This window comes from Cryobacterium sp. AP23, assembly GCF_054075385.1.
Map to the genome: position 1 here is coordinate 2542736 of NZ_CM133415.1, position 21650 is coordinate 2564385.

The following is a 21650-nucleotide window of genomic DNA, read 5'->3' on the forward strand; positions in this document are numbered from 1 at the left end:
GTCGGTCAAGCAATTCGGGCCTCCCCGGTCGAAGCGGCGTCGTTGTACCCGGCGAGGAGTTCGCGGGTGTACGGGTGGGCGGGCGAACCGACGACGTCGCGGGTGAGACCCTGCTCCACGAACCGACCCTGGTACATGACCCGCAGTTCGTCGGAGACGAACGCGGTGGCGGGCAGGCCGTGGGAGATGAAAACGATCCCGGCGCCGCGTTCGCGCACGTACTGCTTGAGGAAGTTCAGGATGCTGCCCTGTACCGAAACGTCGAGGGCAGAGACCACCTCGTCGCAGATCAGCATCGACGGCTCCACGATCAGCGCCCGGGCGATCGAGAACCGCTGCCGCTGGCCACCCGACACGGATGCCGGCGGGCGGTTCGCCATGGCCGGGTCGAGGCCGAGCTTGAGCAGCGTCTCATCGGTGCGCTGCCAGGCATCCTTCGCCGACAGGCCCAGCAGGTGCATCGCCGGGAACATGATCGATTCGCGGAGGGACCGGCGCGGGTCGAACGATGACGTGGTGTCCTGGCCGATCATCTGCAGGTCACGACGGAATTCGCTCAGCTTCGTCCGGGAGCGGCGGATGTCGGCGATCTCCTCCCCGTTCCAGGTGATCGAGCCCGAACTGGCCGTCTCGAGCCCGCAGAGCATCCGCCCGAGGGTGGACTTGCCCGACCCGGACTGGCCGATCACTCCGACGGTCTGGCCGGGTGAGAAGCTGTCATCGATGTTGTCGACGGCGGTGTGCGGGTGCCGGCTCGAACCGAACCGCTTCACGACGCCCGTCAGGACCAGGCCGGCGCTCATGCTGCGACCTCGCCGGTTCCGGTAAGGAAGTCCTCGAGCGTGGGCAGCCGCTCATCGTCGAGGTGCTCGAAGGTGGGGATGCAGGCGAGCAGGCCGCGGGCGTACGGGTGCACCGCCGTCTGCGCGAAGGTGCGCGACTGGCCACCGTCAACAATGCGGCCTTTGTACATGACCACGATGCGATCCGAGAACTCGGTGCACATGGCGATGTCGTGGCTCACGATCAGCAGCGCCGTGCCGAGCTCGCGACCGAGCTCGGTCATGAGCTCCATCGACAGCCGGGACAGCGAGGCGTCCAGCGCGCTGGTGGGTTCATCCGCGATCAGCAGGCGCGGGGCGGAGGCGAGGGCGATCGCGAGCATCACGCGCTGGCGCATCCCGCCGGAGAGTTCGTACGGCCGCGCCCGAAGCACCCGGTCATCGTCGGTGAGCCCGACCCGGTGCAGCCAGTCGCGGGCCTCGACCAGCGCGGCGCGCTTGGAGAGTCTGAAGGTGTCGCGGAGCACCGCGGTCAGCTGGTCGCCGACCGTCCACAGGGCGTCGAGCGAGGTGCTCGCGTCCTGGAACATCATGCTGATCCCCGGCACGTGAGCGGGGAGCACGGCCCCCGCGCCGCGCTCGACGGGGTGCCCGTCGAAGCGCAGCGCGGTGGCGTCCACCGAGGTGGCGGGGTTGGTGATGAGGCCGGCGATGCCCCACGCCAGGGTGGACTTGCCCGACCCCGACTCACCCACGACAGCGACGGTTTCTCCAGGGGCGACGGTGAGCGAAACCCGGTCGACCGCGGGGGCCGTGGTGCCCTGGTAGCGGATCGACAGGTCTTGCACGTCGACCAGGGGTCCGGATGCGCTCGGCATCTGTGTGATGGCCATGGCTGTCCTTTCGTGTCGTTCGGGGTGAGTCGGGAGGGGGTGGGGTGGGTCAGGCTCAGTCGGCGAGGGTCATTGCCGACACGTCGACCGCGTGGTCGGTGCGCCAGGTCCAGCCGTCGAGGCTGGAGCTCACGGCCGAGTCCTCGGAGACCTGGCCGATGAAGATGTTCGGCACCTGCTCGGCGAGCCAGTAGCTCTCGGCAGCGTTCCAGGCCACACCGGCTTCGTCGCTGAGCGGGTCGGCGAATGCCGAGCCGGCCGTGACGAGGTCCTGGAAGGTCTGGTCGGACCAGCGAGCGTAGTTCGACGACGACCCGGGGGTGGTCAGGAGGCCGAGCATGTACGGCGGGGACAGGGTTACCGATTCGCTCTTGGAGAGCACCAGCTGGGTCTGGCCGGTGCTGGCCTTCTCCTGCAGCTGTGTGGCCGGCACAGATTCCACGGTCACGTCGAACCCGGCGTCCGCGGCGGCGCTCTTGATCGCGACGGCGGAGTCGACCAGGGTCTTGTCCTCGGAGGCGACCGAGAGGGTCACCGGAATCTGCTCGGTGTGGCCGGCCGCTTCAAGCGCTGCCTTGGCCGCGGTGGGGTCGTACTCCCACTCCGGAAGATCCTCGTCGGAGTGCCCGGGGGCATCCGCCGGCAGCATGGCGTTGTTCTTCTCCGCACGGCCCTGGAAGACCCCGTCTACGATCTGGTCGTAGTCGATCGCGACCGCGAAGGCCTTGCGCACGGCGAGGTCGGTGAACGGCTCGAGGGTGGTGTTCAGCGAGAGCATCAGGTACCCGTTGCGCGACTTGGTCGGCACCAGCACGTTCTCATCCTCGGCGAGCTCCTTCTGGTCACTCGGCAACAGGCCGAGCGCGATGTCGGCGTCGCCGGACTTGAGCGCCTGGGCGCGGTTGCCCGCGTCGGGGACGACCCGCTGGATGACCTTGGTGATCTCCGGCTCGCCGAGCGCGTAGTCCGGGTTCGCAACGAACACCATCTCGCTCGCGGCGTCGACGCTCTCGACCCGGTACGGGCCGAAGCCGAAGTCGAAGCGACCGGAGGTGAACGTCGTCGCCCACTCGTCGTCGGCTGCCACGTTCTCCTTGAGGAAGGTCGCGTCGTAGATGCTGCCGGATGCGCCGGCGAGGATCGACAGCACGGTGAAGCCGTAGGCCGCGTTCGTGAGCGTGAGCTGCACGGTGCTCTCATCGACCGCGGTGAACTGGTCGGCGCTCACGAGGCCGGGCTTGCCGATGTAGGGCAGGATGCTCGTGGTAGCGCCGAACTTGCGCTGGAAGGACCACACCACGTCGTCGGCGGTGAGCTCGTTGCCGTGCTCGCTCATCACACCGTCGCGCAGCTTGAAGGTGTAAACCAACCCGTCCTCGCTGACGTCGTAGCTCTCGGCGAGGAGACCTTCGAAGTTGTACTGGTCCTGAACCTGGGTGCCGGCCTGGTCGCCGTCCACGTAGGCCTTGCGGATCAATCCGGCGTTCAGCATGTCGAACGTCGAGTAGTAGGAGGTCGTGATCGCGTAGCTGGTGTCGTAGCTCATCTGCGTCGACAGGGCCGGCACGACCTCGACGACGGTGCTGGAGCCCGACGTTTCAGTGGATGCTGCCGGGCCGAGGTTGGAGCATCCGCTGAGCGCGACGGCTGCAGCGGCAAACGCCGCCGTGAGGGTGATGACCCTCCGGCTGCGGGAGGAACGGGACTTCGGGGACATGACGGAACTCCAATTTCAAGGCGGGCGGAAGAGTCGTGTCGCTGGCACGATGAAGGAACACGATGATGTGGGTGGTGCCGCGTCGGGCAGGGTGTCGAGGTCCTAATTCCGACGGTGCGGTTGGTATTCCAACAGCCTGAGGGACGTGTGTTACCGAACCGCTCCCTCAATGTTTCCTAGGGATTTCGCTTCCCCTGCGCGAGGGAAACTGAGTTCAGTCGTCTTCGATTGCGACCCGATCGCTCCGGAAATGGGTGAAGCTGAGCTCCCGGACCACACCGTCGATGTCTTCGAGGAGCAGTTCCCGGACCAGCATGGGTGTGCCCTCGGGCACGCGCATGGCCGTTGCCGTGCGCTTGTCGGGTCGCACGGCCTCGACCGCGGTGAGGGAGCGTCCAGGGGGCCGGCCATACCGGTCTTCGAAGCCCGCGACCGTGGGGGCCCCGCCCGCCGCGGCGAGCCTGCCCTCCACCCGGATGACCTCGGGAAGGTCGGCGCTGCGCCGGTACGTCACCCGCACGAACAGCGGCTTATCGTCGAGGAACCCGATCTGTTCGATCATCGCAACGGAGTCGTCTTCGATATCCATCCGAGCCCGCACGAGCGGAGAGGCCGGCACGATGGCGTGTTCGACGAGGGTCAGGGTGATCCCGGACACACGCGCCTCGGGGTGGTCGTCAACGGGAACCGACACCACGGCGGTCTTCGCGGTGGAGCCCGGCTGCGCAGCCGGGCGAGCGGGAGTGACGGGCTCGGACTGCTCGTCCTCGTCGGGGCGGACACTCGCGATGAGTTCGTGGTCGAGCCGGCCGATCCAGCGGTCCGGCATCCGCCTGGCGTCGGTGCTGCGCAGGGGTCGCACATCGGCCAGCGTGGTGCGGTCGCCGCGGAAGTGGGTGAACGTGTACTCCCGCACGGCACCCGTGGCGTCGAGGGTGAACTGCTGCCGGCAGAGCACCGGTGCGCCGGGCTCGAGCTGGAGGAGCTTGGCCGTCTGCTCGTCGGCGTCCAACGCCTCGACCCGGTTGTGGGTCGCACCGAACGGAGCGTCGAAGAGCGTCAGGAACTCGCCGGTGAAGTCCTCGTCGCGGGCCGCCAGGTACCGGTCGGAGGGCAGTTTGCGCTCCGGGGTCGACACGCCGATCAAGGAGTGCAGGCGTTCGAAGAACGCTGCCGGCTCCACGTGCAGCGGAACCACCCCGGTGCGCTGGAAGACGGGGTGGTCGCCGGAGAATCCGAGCTGCACGAAGGTGAGCACGAACTCCGCGTCGGTTCCGAGCAGCTCCCGGATGACATCCGGGGTCGGGATCACGCCATCCTGCAGCGACACCACGTCCAGTCCGTCGGCTTCCTGGTCCGGCGTCGGCGAGTAGTCACGCGGCGGGATGTGCGGAATCGAGAATTGCACGAGGTGGTTGGTCAGGATGGTGCCGCGCCGGGGCGCCCGGGAGATCAGGCCGTCCTGCACCAGCATGGCGAGCGCGAGGCGCACCGAGTTACGGGAGGCGCCGAAGTCCTGCGAGATGGTGAGCTCTTCCAGGTTGCTCGCCCGGGTGGCCAGGCCCGCCCGGATGACGCTGCGCAGCTGTTCATAGGTGCGCCTGGTCGAGGTGTGCAGCGGCGTCTGGTTGAGGGTACGACGCCGCTGGAACACGGATGCGCGCTGCTCGTTGTAGGTGAAAGACATGTCAGCTCCCGATCCGTGCGGCCCCGGGGCATCCGCCGCAGCTGCGTGCGGACCACTCGCCAGAGGCTTTGGTCCTCCCCACGTTACGTTGTCCCCTTGCCCGGAGCACCCCCCGAACGGGAAGCGTAATACGAGCGAAACGAAGCGGCCACTAACAAGAAATGCGCCGCCCATCTACTGCTCGGTACAGAGCGCAGGTTCACAGCGCTTTCATGAAAAGGATGGGAAGTGACGTCAATGTTCCATATGGGATGGTTTTTGGGCACCGGTTTCGGTGTCTACGGCTGGAACGGCCCCTGGACCGGAAACGTCACGCAGGACGTCGGTCAGCCGCAACTGTTCATCGACATGGCGACGTCGCTCGAACGCGCCGGCTTCGATTACATGATGCTCGAGGACTCCTCGGTGCTGCCCGACAACCACCGCGGCACCTTCGAGGCGAGCGTGAAAAAGGGCGGCCACGTGCGGTTCGACCCGCTGCCGCTCATCCCCTACCTGACCAACGCCACCAAGCGCATCGGTGTGATCGCCACGATCTCCACCACGTTCTACCACCCGTTCATGGCCGCCCGGCTGCTCTCCACCCTCGACACCGTCACCGGCGGCCGCGTGGGCATGAACCTGGTGACCTCGAGCAATGAGACCGCGATGCAGAACTACGGCATCAAGAACCTCATCCCGCACGACGAACGCTACGTGCGCGCCAACGAATGGGTCGACATCGTCAAGCAGCTCTGGGATTCCTGGGACTCGGACGCGATGGTGATGGACGAGGCGACGAACACCTTCGCCGACCACACCAAGGTGCGGCCGATCGACTTCGAAGGCAAGTTCTACCGCTCCCGCGGACCCCTGAACACCGTGCCGGGCCCGCAGGGCCACCCGATCATCTGCCAGGCCGGCGGCTCGTCCTCCGGCCGGGACTTCGGGTCCCGCAACGCCGACACCATCATCGCCGCGGCGCGCGGCGCCGAAGAGATGAAGGAGTACCGCGACGACGTCAGCCGCCGTGCGATCGCCGAGGGCCGCGACCCGAAGAGCATCAAGGTGCTCTTCCTGGTCAGCCCCGTGATCGGCGAGACCATGTCGGATGCGCAGGAGCGCGACGCCGCCGCCAAGCGCGGGTTTGCGGAGAACATCGACGCCCAGCTCGCCGGCTTCTCCTACATCACCGGCATCGACTGGTCGAAATTCGACATCGATGCGCCGTTCCCCGACATGTCCGACAACCAAGGTCACCAGAGCACCATGGCCGACTTCGCCCGCTCGGGCGCCACCATCCGTGAAGCAGTGCTCAACCGGCGCACCCAGGAATCCGTGCGGCTCGTCGGCACGGCCGAGTCTGTTGCGCAGGAGATGGACGAGTACATGGACTACGCCGGCGGCGACGGCTACCTCATCGCCATGCCGGTCACCCGCCGCAACATCACGGAGATCGCCGACGGGCTCTCCCCGGCTCTGCGCCGCCGCGGCGCGATCCGGTCCAGCTACACCCGACGCACGTTCCGCGACAACCTTCTCGCCTACTAGGAGACCTGAAATGTTCCATCTCGGTTGGTTCCTCACCTACAAGCCCCAAGCGTGGGACGACATCCACAGCGACCGCGGAAACCAGTTCCCCAACCCGGACACGTACGTCGACTTCGCGCGCACTCTCGAGCGAGCCGGCTTCGACTACCTCATGATCGAGGACGGCTCGTTCATCCCGGATGCCTACGGCTCGTCGATGGAGTACTCGCTCAAGACGTCGTTCGGCGCGCCCAAGATGGACCCGATGGCGCTGATCCCGATGCTGGCCGCGAACACTGAGCGCATCGGCCTGATCGGCACGATGACCACGTCGTTCTACCCGCCGTTCCTCGCTGCCCGGTTGATGAGCACCCTCGACCACCTCTCCAAGGGGCGGGTCGGGTTCAACCTGGTCACGGCACATAACGACCGAACCGCGCAGAACTACGGGCTCGAGAAGCACTACGAGCACGACGAGCGGTACCGCATGGCCACCGAGTGGATGGACGTCGTGCGCGCCCTGCTCACCTCGTGGGAGGAGGACGCCGTCGTCGACGACGCCGAGAACGGGGTCTGGGCCGATCACACGAAGATCCACAAGATCAACCACGAGGGCGAGTACTTCGCCTCCCGCGGCCCGCTCAACCTGCCGCCGGGACCGCAGCGGGTACCCGTCATCTGCCAGGCCGGCGGCTCCCCGGTCGGGCGCGACTTCGCCGCCTCCGTCGCCGACACCATCGTCGCGCCCAGCGGCACCATCGAGTCGATGAAGGCGTTCCGCGACGACGTGCTGAGCCGGGCCCAGGCGCTGGGGCGCAACCCCGAGGACATCCGGGTGCTGTTCCTCACCGACTTCACCATCGGCGACACCGACGAAGACGCGCAGGAGCTGCTGCGCCGTAAGCACGAGAAGGCGGCCGGCAACGTGCACAAGCAGCTCGCCCGGATGTCGTTCTCCAGCGGCATCGACTTCTCGAAGTTCGAGCTGGACGAGCCGGTGCCGGCCATCGAGACGAACGCCGCGCGCACCAGCACCACCTCGTGGTTCGCCGGCCGCGAGCACATGACCCTGCGCGAGATCGCCTCGCAGGTGCCGCCGGGGCTGGAGATCGTCGGCTCCCCCGCCACCGCGGCGGACCAGATGGAAGCCGTCATGGCCGAAGTCGGCGGCGACGGGTTCCTCGTCGGCAACGAGATCACCGCCCGGGCGGTGTCCGATGTCATCGGCGACCTCGCCCCCGAGCTCCGGCGTCGCGGCCTGATGCGCTCCGAGTACACCGCGGACACCCTGCGCGGCAACCTGCGCGCGTTCTAACCTCGTCCCGCGAAAGCGGTCGTGTGGTCACCTCCTAACTGGCGTGGTGACCGCACGGCCGCTTTCGCGATTCGGCGGGCACGGAATTTTCCGGAGCCGAGCAGGGCTGTCAGTGGGGAACCTCTTGAAAGGACCCCATGCGCACCATTGGCTCTTCCGACCTGACCGTCTTCCCGCTCGCTCTCGGCGGCAACACCTTCGGGTGGACATCCGACGAGGCCGCCTCGATCGAGGTGCTCGACGCCTACACCGCTGCCGGCGGCAACTTCATCGACACTGCCGACGGATATTCCGCGTGGGCGCCAGGCAATTCCGGCGGCGAGTCCGAGACCATAATCGGCCGGTGGATGTCCAGGCGCGGCAACCGCGACAGCGTCGTGGTGGGCACCAAGGTAAGCCAGCACCCCGACTTCCGGGGGCTGTCCGCCGCCAACGTCGCCGCGGCGGCGGACGCATCGCTGCAGCGCCTGGGCACCGACCACATCGACCTGTACTACGCGCACTTCGACGATGCGGCCACCCCGCTGGAAGAAACCGTCACCGCCTTCAACGACCTGGTCGTCTCCGGCAAGGTGCGCCACGTCGCCGTCTCCAACTACAGCGCAGCCCGGATCGAAGAGTGGGTGGGCATCGCCCAGAGCCACGGCTTCGCCCTCCCGGTTGCCCTGCAGCCGCAGTACAGCCTGGTTCACCGCGACGAGTTCGAGCGTGATCTCGCCCCCGTCGCGGAACGCTTCAACCTCGGTGTCGCACCGTACTTCTCCCTGGCCAGCGGATTCCTCACCGGGAAGTACCGCACCAGGGACGACCTCGCCGGCACCGCCCGCGAGCAGATGGCCGGCGGCTACTTCACCGACGAGGGCCTCGCCGTCGTCACGGCCCTGGACGAGATCGCCACCCTGCGCGGTGTGGAGATCGCCACCGTGGCCCTGGCGTGGTTGCAGGCGAAGCCGACGGTCGTGGCTCCCATCGCCAGCGCCCGGGTGGCCGGGCAGCTTCCCGCCCTGATGGCCGCGGCCGAACTGGACCTCAGCGCAGCCGAGCTCGAGACCCTCGACGCCGTGTCCGCCCTGGTCGGAACTGCTCCGGCGGCGGCGTAACCACCGCCGCGGTCAGAACTCAGTCAGGTTGTCGCGCAGGGTGGCTCCGGTGTATTCACTGCGGATCAGGCCGCGGCGGCGCAGCACCGGGGCCAGCCCGTCGGTGACCTCGCTGATGTAGCGGCGGGAGAGCTGTCCGGCAATGAGGAACCCGTCGCCGCCGACCTCTTGCATGGCCTCCTCCATCACGCTGGCGACCTCGTCGACGGTGCCGCTCACCTCGAGCGAACCCAGCCGCACCGGCCGCTGGGCGATCTCGCGCAGCGTGGTGGTGGGGTCGGCGCCCTGCAGCATGCCGAGCGTGGTCGTGGTTCCCGCATCCGTAGTGATCGTGGGCAGCGGGGCGTCGAGGTCGAAGGTGGAGAAGTCGATGCCGCTGCTCCAGGAGATCCGCGCGAGCGCATCCTCCACGGTGGTGGCGTCGATGCGCTTCTTCTTGGCGACGGCCTCGTCGTGCGTCTCGCCGAACACCGGCGAGATCGTGAAGAGGATCTTGACGTCCTTCGGGTCGCGGCCCACCTTCACCAGCCGCTCGTTCATGTCGGCGCGGTACTCCTTCATCGCCGCGATGCCGGGCACGGATGCGACGACAGTGTCCGCGTGCCGCGCGGCGAGGTCGCGGCCGGCCGGGGAACCACCGGCCTGGCAGACAACCGGGCGGCCCTGCGGGGAGGGGATGGTGTTCAGCGGCCCGCGGGACTTGTAGAACCTGCCCTCGAAGTTCACCGCGTTCACCTTGGTGTGGTCGGCGTAGATGCCGCTCGCGTAGTCGGCGACCACGGCGTCGGGTTCCCACGAGGTCCACAGCTGGTTGACCAGGTCGATCCACTCCCCGGCCATCTCGTAGCGCAGGTCGTGTTCGAAGTGCTCGTCGCGGCCGAAGTTCTGCGCGGTGCGCACATTGTGTGCGGTGACGAGGTTGATGCCGGCCCTGCCGTGCGAGAGGTGGTCCAGGCTCGCCATCAGGCGGGCGGCGGCGAACGGCGGTTAGTACGGTGTGGCGACGGTCATGATCACGCCGAGGTGCCGGGTGGCCTGCATGAGCAACGGCACCAGGATCGCGGGGTCGTGCTTCGGTGCGTGCGAGGCCCTGGCGAGGTAGTACTCGGCGGTGCCCTGATAGGCGTCGGGGATGAAGGAGCCGTCTTCGAGCATCATGAAGTCGAACCGGGCGCGTTCCATGGCCTTGGCGAGTTCGATGTAGAGGTCGGGGCTGGTCCAATCCCTGGCGGGTTCGCCCGACCAGGCCTTGCCCCAGCCGGGAACGGTGTAGTTGAGAAACCAGCCCATGTGGAACATATTCGGTCCTGCCCTTCGTCGTGTCGGTTGCCCGTCCATTCCACCGGCAGCGCATTTCCCACAGGGAGAGCCCGTGTTACCGCCGGATTGCGCTGCCTTCGGATCTGGCCGCGGCGCGGCGACCGGAGTAGCGTCGGGGCGCAGGAGGCAAGCACAATGGCGAAGCTCATCTACACGGCGATCACTTCATTGGACGGCTACGTTGCCGACAGGGAGGGCACATTCGACTGGAGCGCCCCGGATGAGGAGGTGCATACCTTCGTCAACGACCTGGAGCGTTCGGTCGGCACCTACCTCTACGGTCGACGGCTCTACGATGTGATGCTGGCCTGGGAAACGATGCATCTGGACGACGACAACCTGCCCGCCGTGATGCGCGATTACACCGCGATCTGGCAGGCCGCCGAGAAGATCGTGTACTCCAGCACCCTGGCCGACGTGTCGAGCCGGCGCACCCGCCTCGAGCGCACCTTCGACCCGGATGCGGTGCGCGCCCTGAAGGAGACGGCATCCGGTCACCTCTCGATCGGCGGCCCGCACCTGGCCGCGCAGGCGTTCGCCGCCGGGCTGATCGACGAGGTGCAGCTGTTCCTCAACCCCGTGGTCGTCGGCGGCGGTACGTCGTTCCTGCCGGCCGACCTCCGCCTCGAGCTGGAGTTGACGGACGAATACGCGTTCCGCAGCGGGGTGGTCTACCTGGGCTACCGCGTGCGCCGATAGGCTCAAACCCCCACGGATTGGACCCGGACGATGACGCCTGCCCGCTCGCTTGCCCCGCACACCCGCGCCCTCGTCATCGGTGAGGCGCTGATCGATATCGTGCGCCGGCCGGGCGCCGAACCGGTCAGCCACGCCGGCGGCAGCCCCATGAACGTGGCTTACGGGCTCGGCCGGCTCGGCGTTCCGACGACGCTGGTCACCCAGATCGGCGCCGACCCGTTCGGTGAGGTCATCGCCGGCCACCTTGCCGCGGCCGGCGTCGATGTGCTCCCCGGGTCGGTCACGGCAGGCGCCACCTCCAGCGCCACCGCCACCCTCGACGCGGCCGGCGCCGCCAGCTACGACTTCGACCTGCGCTGGGAGCTGCCGGTGTTGCCGCTGCCGTCCCCGTGCACCCTCATCCACACCGGCTCCATCGCCGCGACGCTCCAACCCGGCGCCCGCGCCGTGCACACCGCGTTCACGACAGCGCCGGCCGGCACCCTGCTCAGCTACGACCCCAACGTGCGGCCGGGCATCATGGGCAGCCGCGACGACGTGCTGCGCGCCGTGGAGGAGTTGGTTGCGGTGGCACAGGTGGTGAAGATGAGCGACGAGGATGCCGCCTGGCTGTATCCGGGCCGGAGCGTCGACCAGATCGCCCGGGACTACGTGACAGCGGGTGTGGCATTGTTCGCGATCACCCGCGGCGGCGATGGTGCGCTCCTGCGGGCCGGCGGCGCCACGACCGAGCTGGCCGCGCATCCGGTGAGCGTGGTCGACACCATCGGCGCCGGCGACTCGTTCATGTCGGGGCTGCTCTACGCCATCCTCGTGGGCGACGCCACCGAGGCGATCCTGCAGAATGCGCTGAGCCCGACGGATCTCGGCCTGCTGGGCCAGACCGCCTTGGCCAGCGCCGCGATCACGGTGTCACGGGCCGGCGCCAATCCGCCCACCGTCGAGGAACTGCTGGGCGCCTGACCGGGCACGACAGGCAAGCACGACTGGCAAGCAGAGCGCACCGGCCAAGTCAATCCCCTTGTCCCGCCATGCCACCCCGGCTTTACTGTGCGTACGTTGCCCCCTCAAGAGGGTCACTGGCAGCGGGTTATAGGAAGTTTGGTGCGACATGGCTGTCACAACAACCGATACAGCAGTGCAGGTTTCGGTCGAACTCACCCCCTCAGACGGCGTGGTGATCGAAGGTAATTCGCTGGGGGTATCCATCCGGATCACCGCCCTCCGACCGGCGTTGATCGAACGGGCCGAGATCGCCCTGATCCGCAAGGTCAATTACACCTACGGTCGCGGCAACGTCTTCGGCGGTGTGTTTCCCGCCCGGGAACGGTCCACCGAACTGCTCACCGCTGTGACGGTGCCCGCGCCGGGTGCGATCCCGGCTGGGCAGACCCGGGTGCTGTCGCACAGCCTGCCCATGCCCAGCGACGGCCTCGCCTCCGTGCGCGGTGACCTCATCGACGTCGGCTGGTCCGTCCGGGTGGTGCTCCAGGCCGCCGGCGGCCAGATCATCAAGCGCGAACGCCTGATCGACGTGCAGTCCTGGGGCCAGACCAGCGCCACCGACATCGGCCACCCGCCGGTCGGCGAGCACCTCGGGCAGGTCGCCCTCGAATTCATCGCGCTGTCCTCCCGGGTGCTCGAACCCGGCACCCCGCTCACCGGCATCCTGCGGGCGCGAGCCCGCGAGGAGGTCGAAACCCGCGGCGTGCGCGTGCAGCTGGTGCGCTGCGAAGAAGTATGGGGTGGCCCCGGCCGCACCGCCGACCCGGACGCGAGCGAATCGGAAGGCTACCGGCATTCCGAAGCGGTGATGGCCTCCGCAACGGCCGGCCCGGCCGGAACGCTCACCGCGGGCACGGTGGTCGATCTGCCGTTCGCGGTGGAGACACCCGCCGGGCTGCCCGCCCCGTCGATGTCGATCGGCAACCTGCACGTGCGCTGGGAAATCCGGGCGTTGGTGAACCTGGCGCTCCGCCCCGATCCCCGGCTGTCCCTCGACCTGTTGGCCGTCACGGCCAGCCGGCAGCCTCACGATTCCGGGCGCCCCGGCGCCCTGGACACCGACTGACCCCGGCCGCCGGCGCGATTGAGAAGCCCAGGTGATGGATCACATCCATCTCTCCTGTTGGACAGCGCCCGGCGGCAGGAGCAGCCTGAGGGAATGGAATACACACACCTCGGTCGGTCCGGCCTGTTAGTTTCGCGTCTCTGCCTGGGCACCATGAACTTCGGACCCCAGACGGATGAGGCCACCTCCTTCGAGATCATGGATGCCGCCCAGGCGGCCGGGGTGAACTTCTTCGACACCGCCAACGGCTACGGCTCCTCGCTGGGTCGCGGCGCCACCGAGAGCATCCTCGGCCGGTACTTCGCGCAGGGCGGCGACCGCCGCGAGAACACGGTGCTGGCCACCAAGGTCTACGGCGACATGTCCTCCCGGCCGAACGACAGCAAGTTGTCGGCCCTGAACATCCGCCGCAGCCTGGACGAGAGCCTGACCCGCCTGCAGACGGACTACATCGACCTCTTCCAGTTCCACCACGTCGACCGGAACACACCGTGGGACGAGATCTGGCAGGCCATGGAGACCGCCGTCGCGCAGGGGAAGATCATCTACGCCGGCAGCAGCAACTTCGCCGGCTGGCACATCGCGACCGCGCAGGCCGAGGCCCGCCGCCGCAACTTCACCGGCCTGGTCAGCGAACAGTCGCTGTATAACCTGCTCAAGCGCGACATCGAACGCGAGGTCATCCCGGCCGCGCAGGCCAACGGGATGGGCATCCTGCCCTGGTCACCGCTGGAGGGCGGCCTGCTCGGCGGCGTGCTGCAGAAGCAGAACGCCGGCGGCCGACGGGTCTCACCGGAGTCGGCTGCCAAGATCGAACAGCACCGGCCGGCCCTGGAGGCCTATGAGGCCTTCTGCGCCGAGCTCGGGCACCTGCCCGGCGACGTCGGCCTGGCCTGGCTGATGCACCAGAGCGCCGTGACCGCCCCGATCATCGGCCCGCGCACCATGGAGCAGCTCGAGGCGGGCCTGCGTGCGGTGGACGTGAAGCTCGACCAGGTCGCGCTGACGCGGCTCGACGAGATCTTCCCCGGCTACAAGACCGCGCCGGAAGACTACGCCTGGTGAGCGCCGGCCTGAGTGTTCTATTCATCGGCGGCAGCGGCGTCATCAGCACCGCCGCCGCTGAACTCGCCGTGGCCCGCGGCCACCGGCTCACCGTGCTCAATCGCGGCCAGTCCGACCTGCGCTCGGCGCCGGCGGCCGCCGAGCTGCTCACCGCGGATGTGCGCGAAGCGGCCGCGGTTCAGGCCGCGCTCGGCGAGCGCCACTTCGACGTGGTGGTGGACTTCGTCGCCTTCACCCCGGAGCACGTGCGCGCCGACATCGGTCAGTTCGCCGACCGCTGCGGCCAGTACATCTTCATCAGCTCGGCCTCGGCCTACCAGAAGCCGCCGGCGTCGCTGCCGGTGCGGGAATCCACCCCACTGCACAACCCGTTCTGGCAGTACTCCCGCGACAAGATCGCCGGCGAAGACGTGCTGATGGATGCCTACCGCGAGCGGGGCTTCCCGGTCACGATCATCCGTCCGTCACACACCTACGACCGCACCCAGATCACCCTCCTCGGCGGCTGGACCGACATCCACCGGATGCGCACCGGCCAGCCCGTGGTGGTGCACGGCGACGGCACGTCGCTGTGGACCCTCACGCACAGCACCGACCTCGCCAAGGCCCTCGTCGGCCTGTTCGGCCGCTCGCAGGCCGTGGGTGAGAGCTTCACCATCACTTCGGACGAGTACCTGCCCTGGGACGCCATCTATGCCGAGTACGCCCGTGCCGCCGGCGCCCCCGCTCCCCGGATCGTGCACGTGGCCAGCGACACCATGGCCGCGGAGAACCCGGAGTGGAGCGGCGGGCTGCTCGGCGACCGGTCGCACTCGGTGATCTTCGACAACAGCAAGGTGAAGGCGCTCGTGCCCGATTTCGTCTGCACCACCCCAGTGGCCTTGGGCTTCCGGGAGGCGATCGCCTGGTTCGACGCGCATCCGGAACAGCAGGTCGTGGATGCCGAATTGAACGCCACCCTCGACCGGCTGATTGCCGCGCATTCCCCGCTCTCCTGACCCCACAGATTGGACATTATGAAGACCCGACTCATCGGCGACCGCACCGTCAGTTCCATCGGCCTGGGCGGCATGCCCATGTCGATCGAGGGCCGGCCGGACGAAGCCCGCTCCATCGCCACCATCCACGCCGCCCTCGAGGAGGGCGTGACCCTGTTCGACACCGCGGACGCGTACCACCTGCACGCCGATGAGGTCGGCCACAACGAGTCCCTCATCGCCCGCGCCATTGCGACCTGGGGCGGCGAGACCGCGCAGGTGGTCGTGGCCACCAAGGGCGGGCACCTGCGCCCCGGCGATGGGACCTGGTACGTCGACGGCCGCCCCGAGTACATCAAGCGGGCCGCGCACGCGTCGCTCGAACGGCTCGGCGGCGACGCGATCGACCTGTACCACCACCACCGGCCCGACCCCGCGGTGCCGTACGCCGACTCCATCGGCGCCATCCGCGACCTGCTCGACGAGGGCGTCATCCGCCTGGCCGGCATCTCGAACGCCAACCCTGAGCAGATCCGGGAGGCCTACGCGATCCTCGGCGGCCGGCTGGCGAGCGTGCAGAACCAGTACTCGCCGGCATTCCTCAGCAGCCAGCCCGAGCTGGACCTCTGCACCGAGCTCGGTGTCGCGTTCCTGTCCTGGAGCCCGTTGGGCGGCATCAAGTCCGCCGCCGACCTGGGCACCCGGTTCGCGCCGTTCCAGCAGGTGGCGGATGCCCATGGCGTGAGCCCGCAGGTCGTCACCCTGGCCTGGCACCTGGCCGCATCTCCCCGGGTGATCCCCATCCCGGGGGCGAGCCGGCCAGAGAGTATCCGTGACTCGACCCGCGCAGCCGATCTCATCCTGTCGGACGAGGAACTCTCCATGCTCTCCGCAACCGCGACCCCCGAGGCGGTGTCCGCATGACCGCGATCGTGCACCTCGACCTGCAGCTGGACCCGGCCGCGCTCGAGACCGTGCCGGCCCTGCTGAACGAGGTGCTCACCGCGACCCGCGCCTGGCCCGGTAACGAGGGACTCGAGGTGATCGTCGACGACGCCGACCCCGCCCACGTGATCGTCGTCGAGCTGTGGGCCAGCGCAGCCGACCACGACGCGTACGCCGCGTGGCGGCTCACCCCCGAGGGCGCCAGCCGGCTCGGTGAGGCGCTCGCCGCCCCACCGGTGAAGACCGTGTTCTCCGGGCGGATCCCCCTGGCCGTCTAGCCGCAGCGGCCGGATCGTCGCTACGGCGGTCTGGTCGTAGCAGCCGTTCTGGGCAGGGCAGCGCTAGGCGGCCGAGCCGATCGCGTCGACCGGCAGGTCGCTCGCCACCGACGTGCCGGCCTGCGCGGCGGCGACATCCTCGAGCAGCTGTTCGAGGAACGCCGACGCCGCGGGGCTCGGCTCGTCGGCGACCGCCACCGCCACCGCCCACTCCGGCACGTTCGCCGGCAACGGCACTGCCACGAGGTCGTCCGGCCGTTTCAGCGCGAAGCTCGTGGGCACGATCGCCACGCCCAGGTTGTAGCCCACCAGCTCGAGCAGCGGGTGCACGTCGTTGACCTCCATCGCCGCCCGGTACTCGAAGCCGGCCGCGGCGAACGCCCGCCGGGCGAGCATGTGCGCGCCCCAGCCGGCCTGGAATCCGATCAACGGCTCGCTGCGCAGGGTGTCGAGGTCCACCTCGGCCAGCGCCGCCACCGGGTGGTCGGGATGGCAGAGCGCCACCATCTTCTGGCTGCTCAGGCGGTGCAACCGCACGCCGGGCGGGGTGTCGCCGGTGTCCACGACGAGGGCCACATCGGTGGTGCCGCTCGCGACGCCCTCGATGAGCTCGACCGAGCCCACCTGGCGCAGCCGCACCTCGACGCCCTGGTTGGCCGTGCGGAAGCGGGCCAGCTCGGCGGGCAGGTCGACGGAGCCGAGGCACGGTTCCGCGCCCACGGTCAGGCGTCCGCGCATGAGGCCGCGCACCGCGGCGACGGCATTCTGGGCGGCTGCGGCGCTGGCGAGCGTGCGGAGCGCATCCGTCAGCAGAGCCTGGCCGGCGGCGGTGAGCTCGACCCGGCGGGTGCTGCGGATGAACAGGGAGGTGCCCAGTTCGATCTCCAGGGCCCGGATCGAGGCGGACAGCCCGGACTGGGAGATGTGCAGCAGCTCCGCTGCCCGGGTGAAGTGGCGTTCGTCGGCGACCGTCACGAAGTGCTCAAGCTGGCGCAGTTCCATTCAGCAAGTCTATGGTTCGCCGACTTGCCCCCGTCCGGACGAGTTGCCCCGTTGTACCGGGGCAACTCGTCCGCAGCGGGGCAACTCGCGAGGGTTACGTGCCGCGGTTACTTGTCGAGGGGGCGCCAGATCACGATCTGGTTGGAACGGCGGGTGCGAGTGCCGGCGCGCATCGAGGTGACGTCCCCGGCCAGGCCCGCCGCGAAGACGCGGCGGCCCGGACGGTTGAGCAGCTCGTCGGCCAGGGCGGCCTCGAGGTCACCCACCCGACTTTCCAGGGTGCGCACGGTGTCCTCCAGCGCGAGAATCCGACGGATGCCTTCCAGGCTCACGCCCTCTGCCCCGAGGTCGGCGATCTCCCGCAGCCGGGCCACGTCCCGCATCGAATAGCGGCGCGAGCGGCCCGGCGTGCGGCCGGGGCTGACGAGCCCAAGGCGGTCGTATTGCCGCAGGGTTTGCGGGTGCATCCCGGCAAGCTCTGCGGCGGTACTGATCACGAAGACCCGGGTGTTCTCATCCATCGGCGTTCGCTAACCCTTGGCCCGCTGCAGCAGGTCGTCGCGCGGGTTCTCCTTGGGCAGCGCCTCGTTGAACGCGAGCAGCTTCTCCTCGGCGTCTTTCGACAGGTGCGACGGCACAGCCACCTGGACCACGGCGAGCAGGTCGCCGGAGCCCTTCGGCGTGACGACGCCACGGCCCTTGACCCGCAGCACCCGACCGCTCGGGGTGCCGGGAGCCACCCGCAGCTTCACCGGGGGCCCACCCAGGGTGGGCACCTCGATGGTGGCGCCGAGCGCGGCCTCCACGAAGGTCACCGGCACGTTCACGCGCAGGTTGAGGCCCTCGCGTTCGAACACCGGGTGCTTGCGCACGGTGACGGTGAGCACGATGTCGCCGGTCTCGCCGCCGTCCGGGCTGGGTTGCCCCTGCCCGCGCAGCTTGATCTTCTGCCCGTCGGCGACGCCGGCGGGAATTTTGACCTTGATCGGCCGACCCTCCTGGGTCTGCAGTGTGATCTGGTCACCCTGCGTGGCCGTGATGAAGTCGACCGTGGTGGATGCGATCACGTCGCGTCCCCTGGTCGGCCCGCCCTGGCCACGGAAGCCGCCGGTGGAGGTGCCGAACCGGCCACCACCACCCTGGGCGCCGCGACCGAACATGCCGCCGAGGATGTCGTCGAAACCGGCCTGCTCGTAGGAGTAGCCCTGTTGCCGGGCTCCACCACCGAACATGCCGCCGAAGACGTCGTCGAAACCGCCCTGCTGGCCACCCTGGCCAGGGGCGGTGAAGCGAGCTCCACCGCCCATGGCGCGCACGGCGTCGTACTCCTTGCGCTGTTCGGGGTCACCGATCACCGAGTGGGCCTCGCTGATCTCCTTGAACTTGGCTTCCGCCGCCGCGTTGCCCGGGTTGGAGTCCGGGTGGTACTTGCGCGCGAGCTTGCGGTAGGCCTTCTTCAGGTCGGCCGCGGAGACGTCCTTCGAGACTCCGAGAACCTTGTAAAAGTCCTTATCGAACCAGTCCTGGCTAGCCATCGCTCGGTACCTGCACGACGACCTTGGCTACCCGCAACAGCGAGGACCCGAGGTAGTAGCCGGTCTCGACGACATCGCCGACGGTTTCCACCTCGACGTCAGCGCTGGGCTGCTGGAAGATGGCCTCGTGCACGGTGGGGTCGAACACGTCGCCGACCGAGCCGTACGGCTTGAGGCCGATCCGCTCGGTGCTGGCGCGCAGCTTGGCGGCGATGGTCGCGAAGGCGGAATCGCCCTCGAGGTCGCCGTGCTTCTCGGCCCGGTACAGGTCGTCGAGCACCGGCAGGAGCACCTTGGCGACTTCACCGGTGACGCGCTCGCGCTCGATCTCCCGGTTGGCCTCGGTGCGCTTGCGGTAGTTCGCGTACTCGGCGGTAACCCGCTTGAGGTCGGCGAGGTGCTCGCTGGAGGGGTCGGAGACCTCGAGGTTGGCCGCGTCCAGGATGTCCTGCACGGTCAGCTCGTCTTCCTCGATGCCTTCGGCGGTCGCGGCGTCGTCGGTGGCGGGCTCGTCGCCCTGGCGCACTTCGGATGCCTCGGTCGCGTCAACCGCAGCAGCCAGTTCGGCTTCTGCGTCGGTCCCGGCGCCGAGCCCGCCCGCCGCGGGGGCGCCCGATTCGGGCGCTCCCGCAGCAGCAGACTCGTCCTCGGGACGGTTCTCGTCCGGACGGTTGGTGTCTGTCATTACTTCTTCGCTTCGTCCTCGTCGTCGACAACCTCGGCGTCGACAACGTCTTCGTCCGACTTGGCGTCGTCGGCAGGCGCGGCGGTCTCGGACTCGCCGGCGGCGGCATCCGCCTGGCTGGAGGCGTAGATGGCCTCGCCGAGCTTGCCCTGACTCTCGTTCAGCTTGTCGAACGCGGTCTTGACCGCGTCATCGTCGTCGCCGGCGAGGGCGGACTTGAGAGCGTCGACGTCGCCCTGAACCTCGGACTTGACGTCCTCGGGCAGCTTGTCGTCGTTCTCCTTGATCAGCTTCTCGATCGAGTAGGCGAGCTGCTCGGCCGTGTTGCGGGTCTCGGCGGCCTCACGGCGGCGCTTGTCCTCGGCGGCGTGCTCTTCACCCTCGCGCACCATGCGCTCGATGTCTTCCTTGCCCAGCGCGGTGCCGCCGGTGATCGTCATCGACTGCTCCTTGCCGGTGCCCTTGTCCTTGGCGGACACGTGCACGATGCCGTTGGCGTCGAGGTCGAAGGTGACCTCCACCTGCGGGATGCCGCGCGGGGCCGGCGCAATGCCGGTGAGCTCGAAGGTGCCCAGGTTCTTGTTGTCGCGGGTGAACTCGCGCTCGCCCTGGAAGACCTGGATCGCCACGGACGGCTGGTTGTCGTCGGCGGTGGTGAAGGTCTCGCTGCGCTTGGTGGGGATGGCGGTGTTGCGCTCGATGAGGCGCGTCATGATGCCGCCCTTGGTCTCGATGCCGAGGCTCAGCGGGGTGACGTCGATGAGGAGGACGTCCTTGCGCTCGCCCTTCAGCACACCGGCCTGGAGGGCGGCGCCGACGGCGACGACCTCGTCCGGGTTGACGCCCTTGTTCGGGTCCTTGCCACCGGTCTCGGCCTTGACGAGCTCGTACACGGCGGGCATACGGGTGGAGCCACCGACGAGAACGACGTGTGCGATGTCTTCGACCTTGACGCCGGCTTCACGGATGACGTCCTGGAAGGGCTTCTTGGTGCGGTCGAGCAGGTCTTCGGTCATCTTCTCGAACTGGGCGCGGGTGAGCGTCTCGTCGAGGTTGGCCGGGCCGTTCTCCGTCAGGGAGAGGTAGGGCAGCTGGATGCTGGTGGACATGCTCGAAGAGAGTTCCTTCTTCGCCTGCTCCGCGGCTTCCTTGAGGCGCTGCTTGGCGATCTTGTCCTTGGAGACGTCGACGCCGGTGGAGTCCTTGAAGCGCTTGATCAGGTGATCGACGATGCGCTGGTCCCAGTCGTCGCCGCCGAGGCGGTTGTCACCGGCGGTCGAACGCACCTGGATGGTGCTGAAGTCGTCGTCCTTGCCCACCTCGAGGAGGGAGACGTCGAAGGTTCCGCCACCGAGGTCGAAGACCAGGATGAGCTCGTCTTCCTTGCCACGGTCCAGGCCGTAGGCCAGGGCGGCCGCGGTGGGCTCGTTGATGATGCGCAGCACGTTGAGGCCGGCGATCTCGCCGGCTTCCTTCGTGGCCTGGCGCTCGGCGTCGTTGAAGTACGCGGGAACGGTGATGACGGCATCCGTCACCTTGTCGCCCAGGTACTGCTCGGCGTCGCGCTTGAGCTTCGCGAGGATGCGGGCGGAAATCTCCTGCGGGGTGTACTTCTTGTCGTCGATGCCGACGGTCCAATCGGTGCCGACGTGGCGCTTGACCGACGAGATGGTGCGGTCGACGTTGGTCACGGCCTGGCGCTTGGCCGTCTCGCCGACGAGTACTTCGCCGTCCTTGGTGAATGCCACGACGGAAGGCGTGGTGCGGAAGCCTTCAGCGTTTGCGATGACGGTGGGTTCTCCACCCTCGAGAACGGCCACCACCGAGTTGGTGGTTCCGAGGTCAATGCCGACTGCACGAGCCATGTGAGAGTATCTCCTTCAAAAGTGTGGGTTCAAGCCGTGATTCTGAGACTTGAGCGTTGCTGACTCAAGTGTGGCACCGGCCGAAAATCGAGTCAAGCTGGGAGCCCCAAAGTTGAGTCCCTCTGGCTCAACTCCCAGCACATTCACATTTCGCGACCCGTGACCTGGGCCCCGAGAACGCGCCCATCTCGGGGTTGTACTCACG

Annotated in this window: 20 protein-coding genes and 1 pseudogene; 10 read left to right on the plus strand and 11 right to left on the minus strand. The window is 68.3% G+C overall.

All coding sequences use genetic code 11. The annotated features are described in order from the left end of the window. Positions 1-5: 5 nt before the first annotated feature. The 4 genes from ACU5E9_RS11980 to ACU5E9_RS11995 form a co-directional block, all read right to left on the minus strand. Positions 6-803 (minus strand): ABC transporter ATP-binding protein, encoded by a 798-nt coding sequence (locus ACU5E9_RS11980; RefSeq protein ID WP_456810143.1) that lies wholly within the window; start codon positions 801-803, stop codon positions 6-8. Continuing rightward, a complete protein-coding gene (locus ACU5E9_RS11985; RefSeq protein WP_456810144.1) occupies positions 800-1675 on the minus strand; it encodes an ABC transporter ATP-binding protein in 876 nt (291 codons plus the stop codon). Before ACU5E9_RS11985 ends, ACU5E9_RS11980 begins: the two co-directional genes overlap by 4 nt. Before the next feature lie 55 nt (positions 1676-1730). Continuing rightward, a complete protein-coding gene (locus ACU5E9_RS11990) occupies positions 1731-3392 on the minus strand; it encodes an ABC transporter substrate-binding protein (RefSeq protein WP_456810145.1) in 1662 nt (553 codons plus the stop codon). Positions 3393-3606: 214 nt separating this feature from the next. Then, positions 3607-5079 carry a UTRA domain-containing protein gene (locus ACU5E9_RS11995; RefSeq protein ID WP_456810146.1) on the minus strand — a complete coding sequence of 491 codons (1473 nt, stop codon included), beginning with the start codon at positions 5077-5079 and terminating at the stop codon, positions 3607-3609. Between the two features lie 246 nt (positions 5080-5325). Here ACU5E9_RS11995 and ACU5E9_RS12000 point away from each other — a divergent pair, with 246 nt between their 5' ends. From ACU5E9_RS12000 to ACU5E9_RS12010, 3 genes are all read left to right on the plus strand, one after another. Continuing rightward, the gene (locus ACU5E9_RS12000) at positions 5326-6609 is read left to right on the plus strand and encodes an NtaA/DmoA family FMN-dependent monooxygenase (protein ID WP_456810147.1); all 1284 of its coding nucleotides are present in this window, start codon (positions 5326-5328) and stop codon (positions 6607-6609) included. A 10-nt stretch (positions 6610-6619) separates the two neighbouring features. Beyond that, the gene (locus ACU5E9_RS12005) at positions 6620-7903 is read left to right on the plus strand and encodes an NtaA/DmoA family FMN-dependent monooxygenase (RefSeq protein ID WP_456810148.1); all 1284 of its coding nucleotides are present in this window, start codon (positions 6620-6622) and stop codon (positions 7901-7903) included. Between the two features lie 137 nt (positions 7904-8040). After that, positions 8041-9003, plus strand: coding sequence for an aldo/keto reductase (locus tag ACU5E9_RS12010; protein ID WP_456810149.1), 963 nt, complete (start codon positions 8041-8043; stop codon positions 9001-9003). Positions 9004-9015: 12 nt separating this feature from the next. On the opposite strand, the pseudogene ACU5E9_RS12015 reads toward ACU5E9_RS12010, so the two are convergent. Together ACU5E9_RS12015 and ACU5E9_RS12020 are read right to left on the minus strand one after the other, a co-directional pair. After that, positions 9016-9975, minus strand: a pseudogene (locus ACU5E9_RS12015) (NtaA/DmoA family FMN-dependent monooxygenase); the annotation flags it as partial. Between the two features lie 15 nt (positions 9976-9990). Next, positions 9991-10293 (minus strand): hypothetical protein, encoded by a 303-nt coding sequence (locus tag ACU5E9_RS12020; protein WP_456810150.1) that lies wholly within the window; start codon positions 10291-10293, stop codon positions 9991-9993. Between the two features lie 165 nt (positions 10294-10458). Here ACU5E9_RS12020 and ACU5E9_RS12025 point away from each other — a divergent pair, with 165 nt between their 5' ends. From ACU5E9_RS12025 to ACU5E9_RS12055, 7 genes are all read left to right on the plus strand, one after another. After that, positions 10459-11022, plus strand: coding sequence for a dihydrofolate reductase family protein (locus ACU5E9_RS12025; protein ID WP_456810151.1), 564 nt, complete (start codon positions 10459-10461; stop codon positions 11020-11022). 30 nt (positions 11023-11052) lie between these two features. Continuing rightward, the gene (locus ACU5E9_RS12030) at positions 11053-11985 is read left to right on the plus strand and encodes a carbohydrate kinase family protein (protein WP_456810152.1); all 933 of its coding nucleotides are present in this window, start codon (positions 11053-11055) and stop codon (positions 11983-11985) included. 148 nt (positions 11986-12133) lie between these two features. Further along, on the plus strand, positions 12134-13093 hold the full coding sequence (locus ACU5E9_RS12035; protein ID WP_456810153.1) for a hypothetical protein: 960 nt from the start codon (positions 12134-12136) through the stop codon (positions 13091-13093). Positions 13094-13186: 93 nt separating this feature from the next. Then, the gene (locus ACU5E9_RS12040) at positions 13187-14158 is read left to right on the plus strand and encodes an aldo/keto reductase (RefSeq protein ID WP_456810154.1); all 972 of its coding nucleotides are present in this window, start codon (positions 13187-13189) and stop codon (positions 14156-14158) included. Beyond that, positions 14155-15156, plus strand: a complete 1002-nt coding sequence (locus ACU5E9_RS12045; protein WP_456810155.1) for an NAD-dependent epimerase/dehydratase family protein — start codon at positions 14155-14157, stop codon at positions 15154-15156. The genes ACU5E9_RS12040 and ACU5E9_RS12045 overlap by 4 nt, the downstream gene beginning before the upstream one ends. A gap of 18 nt (positions 15157-15174) precedes the next feature. Beyond that, a complete protein-coding gene (locus tag ACU5E9_RS12050; protein WP_456810156.1) occupies positions 15175-16059 on the plus strand; it encodes an aldo/keto reductase in 885 nt (294 codons plus the stop codon). Further along, positions 16056-16358, plus strand: a complete 303-nt coding sequence (locus tag ACU5E9_RS12055; protein ID WP_456810157.1) for a putative quinol monooxygenase — start codon at positions 16056-16058, stop codon at positions 16356-16358. Before ACU5E9_RS12050 ends, ACU5E9_RS12055 begins: the two co-directional genes overlap by 4 nt. Positions 16359-16421: 63 nt before the next feature. Here the strand turns inward: ACU5E9_RS12055 and ACU5E9_RS12060 are convergent, their stop codons facing one another. The 5 genes from ACU5E9_RS12060 to dnaK form a co-directional block, all read right to left on the minus strand. After that, the gene (locus tag ACU5E9_RS12060; protein WP_456810158.1) at positions 16422-17360 is read right to left on the minus strand and encodes a LysR family transcriptional regulator; all 939 of its coding nucleotides are present in this window, start codon (positions 17358-17360) and stop codon (positions 16422-16424) included. Between the two features lie 107 nt (positions 17361-17467). Next, positions 17468-17881 (minus strand): heat shock protein transcriptional repressor HspR, encoded by a 414-nt coding sequence (locus ACU5E9_RS12065; protein WP_456810159.1) that lies wholly within the window; start codon positions 17879-17881, stop codon positions 17468-17470. A gap of 9 nt (positions 17882-17890) precedes the next feature. Beyond that, positions 17891-18895, minus strand: a complete 1005-nt coding sequence (locus ACU5E9_RS12070; protein ID WP_456810160.1) for a DnaJ C-terminal domain-containing protein — start codon at positions 18893-18895, stop codon at positions 17891-17893. Further along, the gene (locus ACU5E9_RS12075; RefSeq protein ID WP_456810161.1) at positions 18888-19580 is read right to left on the minus strand and encodes a nucleotide exchange factor GrpE; all 693 of its coding nucleotides are present in this window, start codon (positions 19578-19580) and stop codon (positions 18888-18890) included. The genes ACU5E9_RS12070 and ACU5E9_RS12075 overlap by 8 nt, the downstream gene beginning before the upstream one ends. Continuing rightward, a complete protein-coding gene (dnaK, locus tag ACU5E9_RS12080) occupies positions 19580-21445 on the minus strand; it encodes a molecular chaperone DnaK (protein ID WP_456810162.1) in 1866 nt (621 codons plus the stop codon). Before dnaK ends, ACU5E9_RS12075 begins: the two co-directional genes overlap by 1 nt. Positions 21446-21650 lie beyond the last annotated feature (205 nt).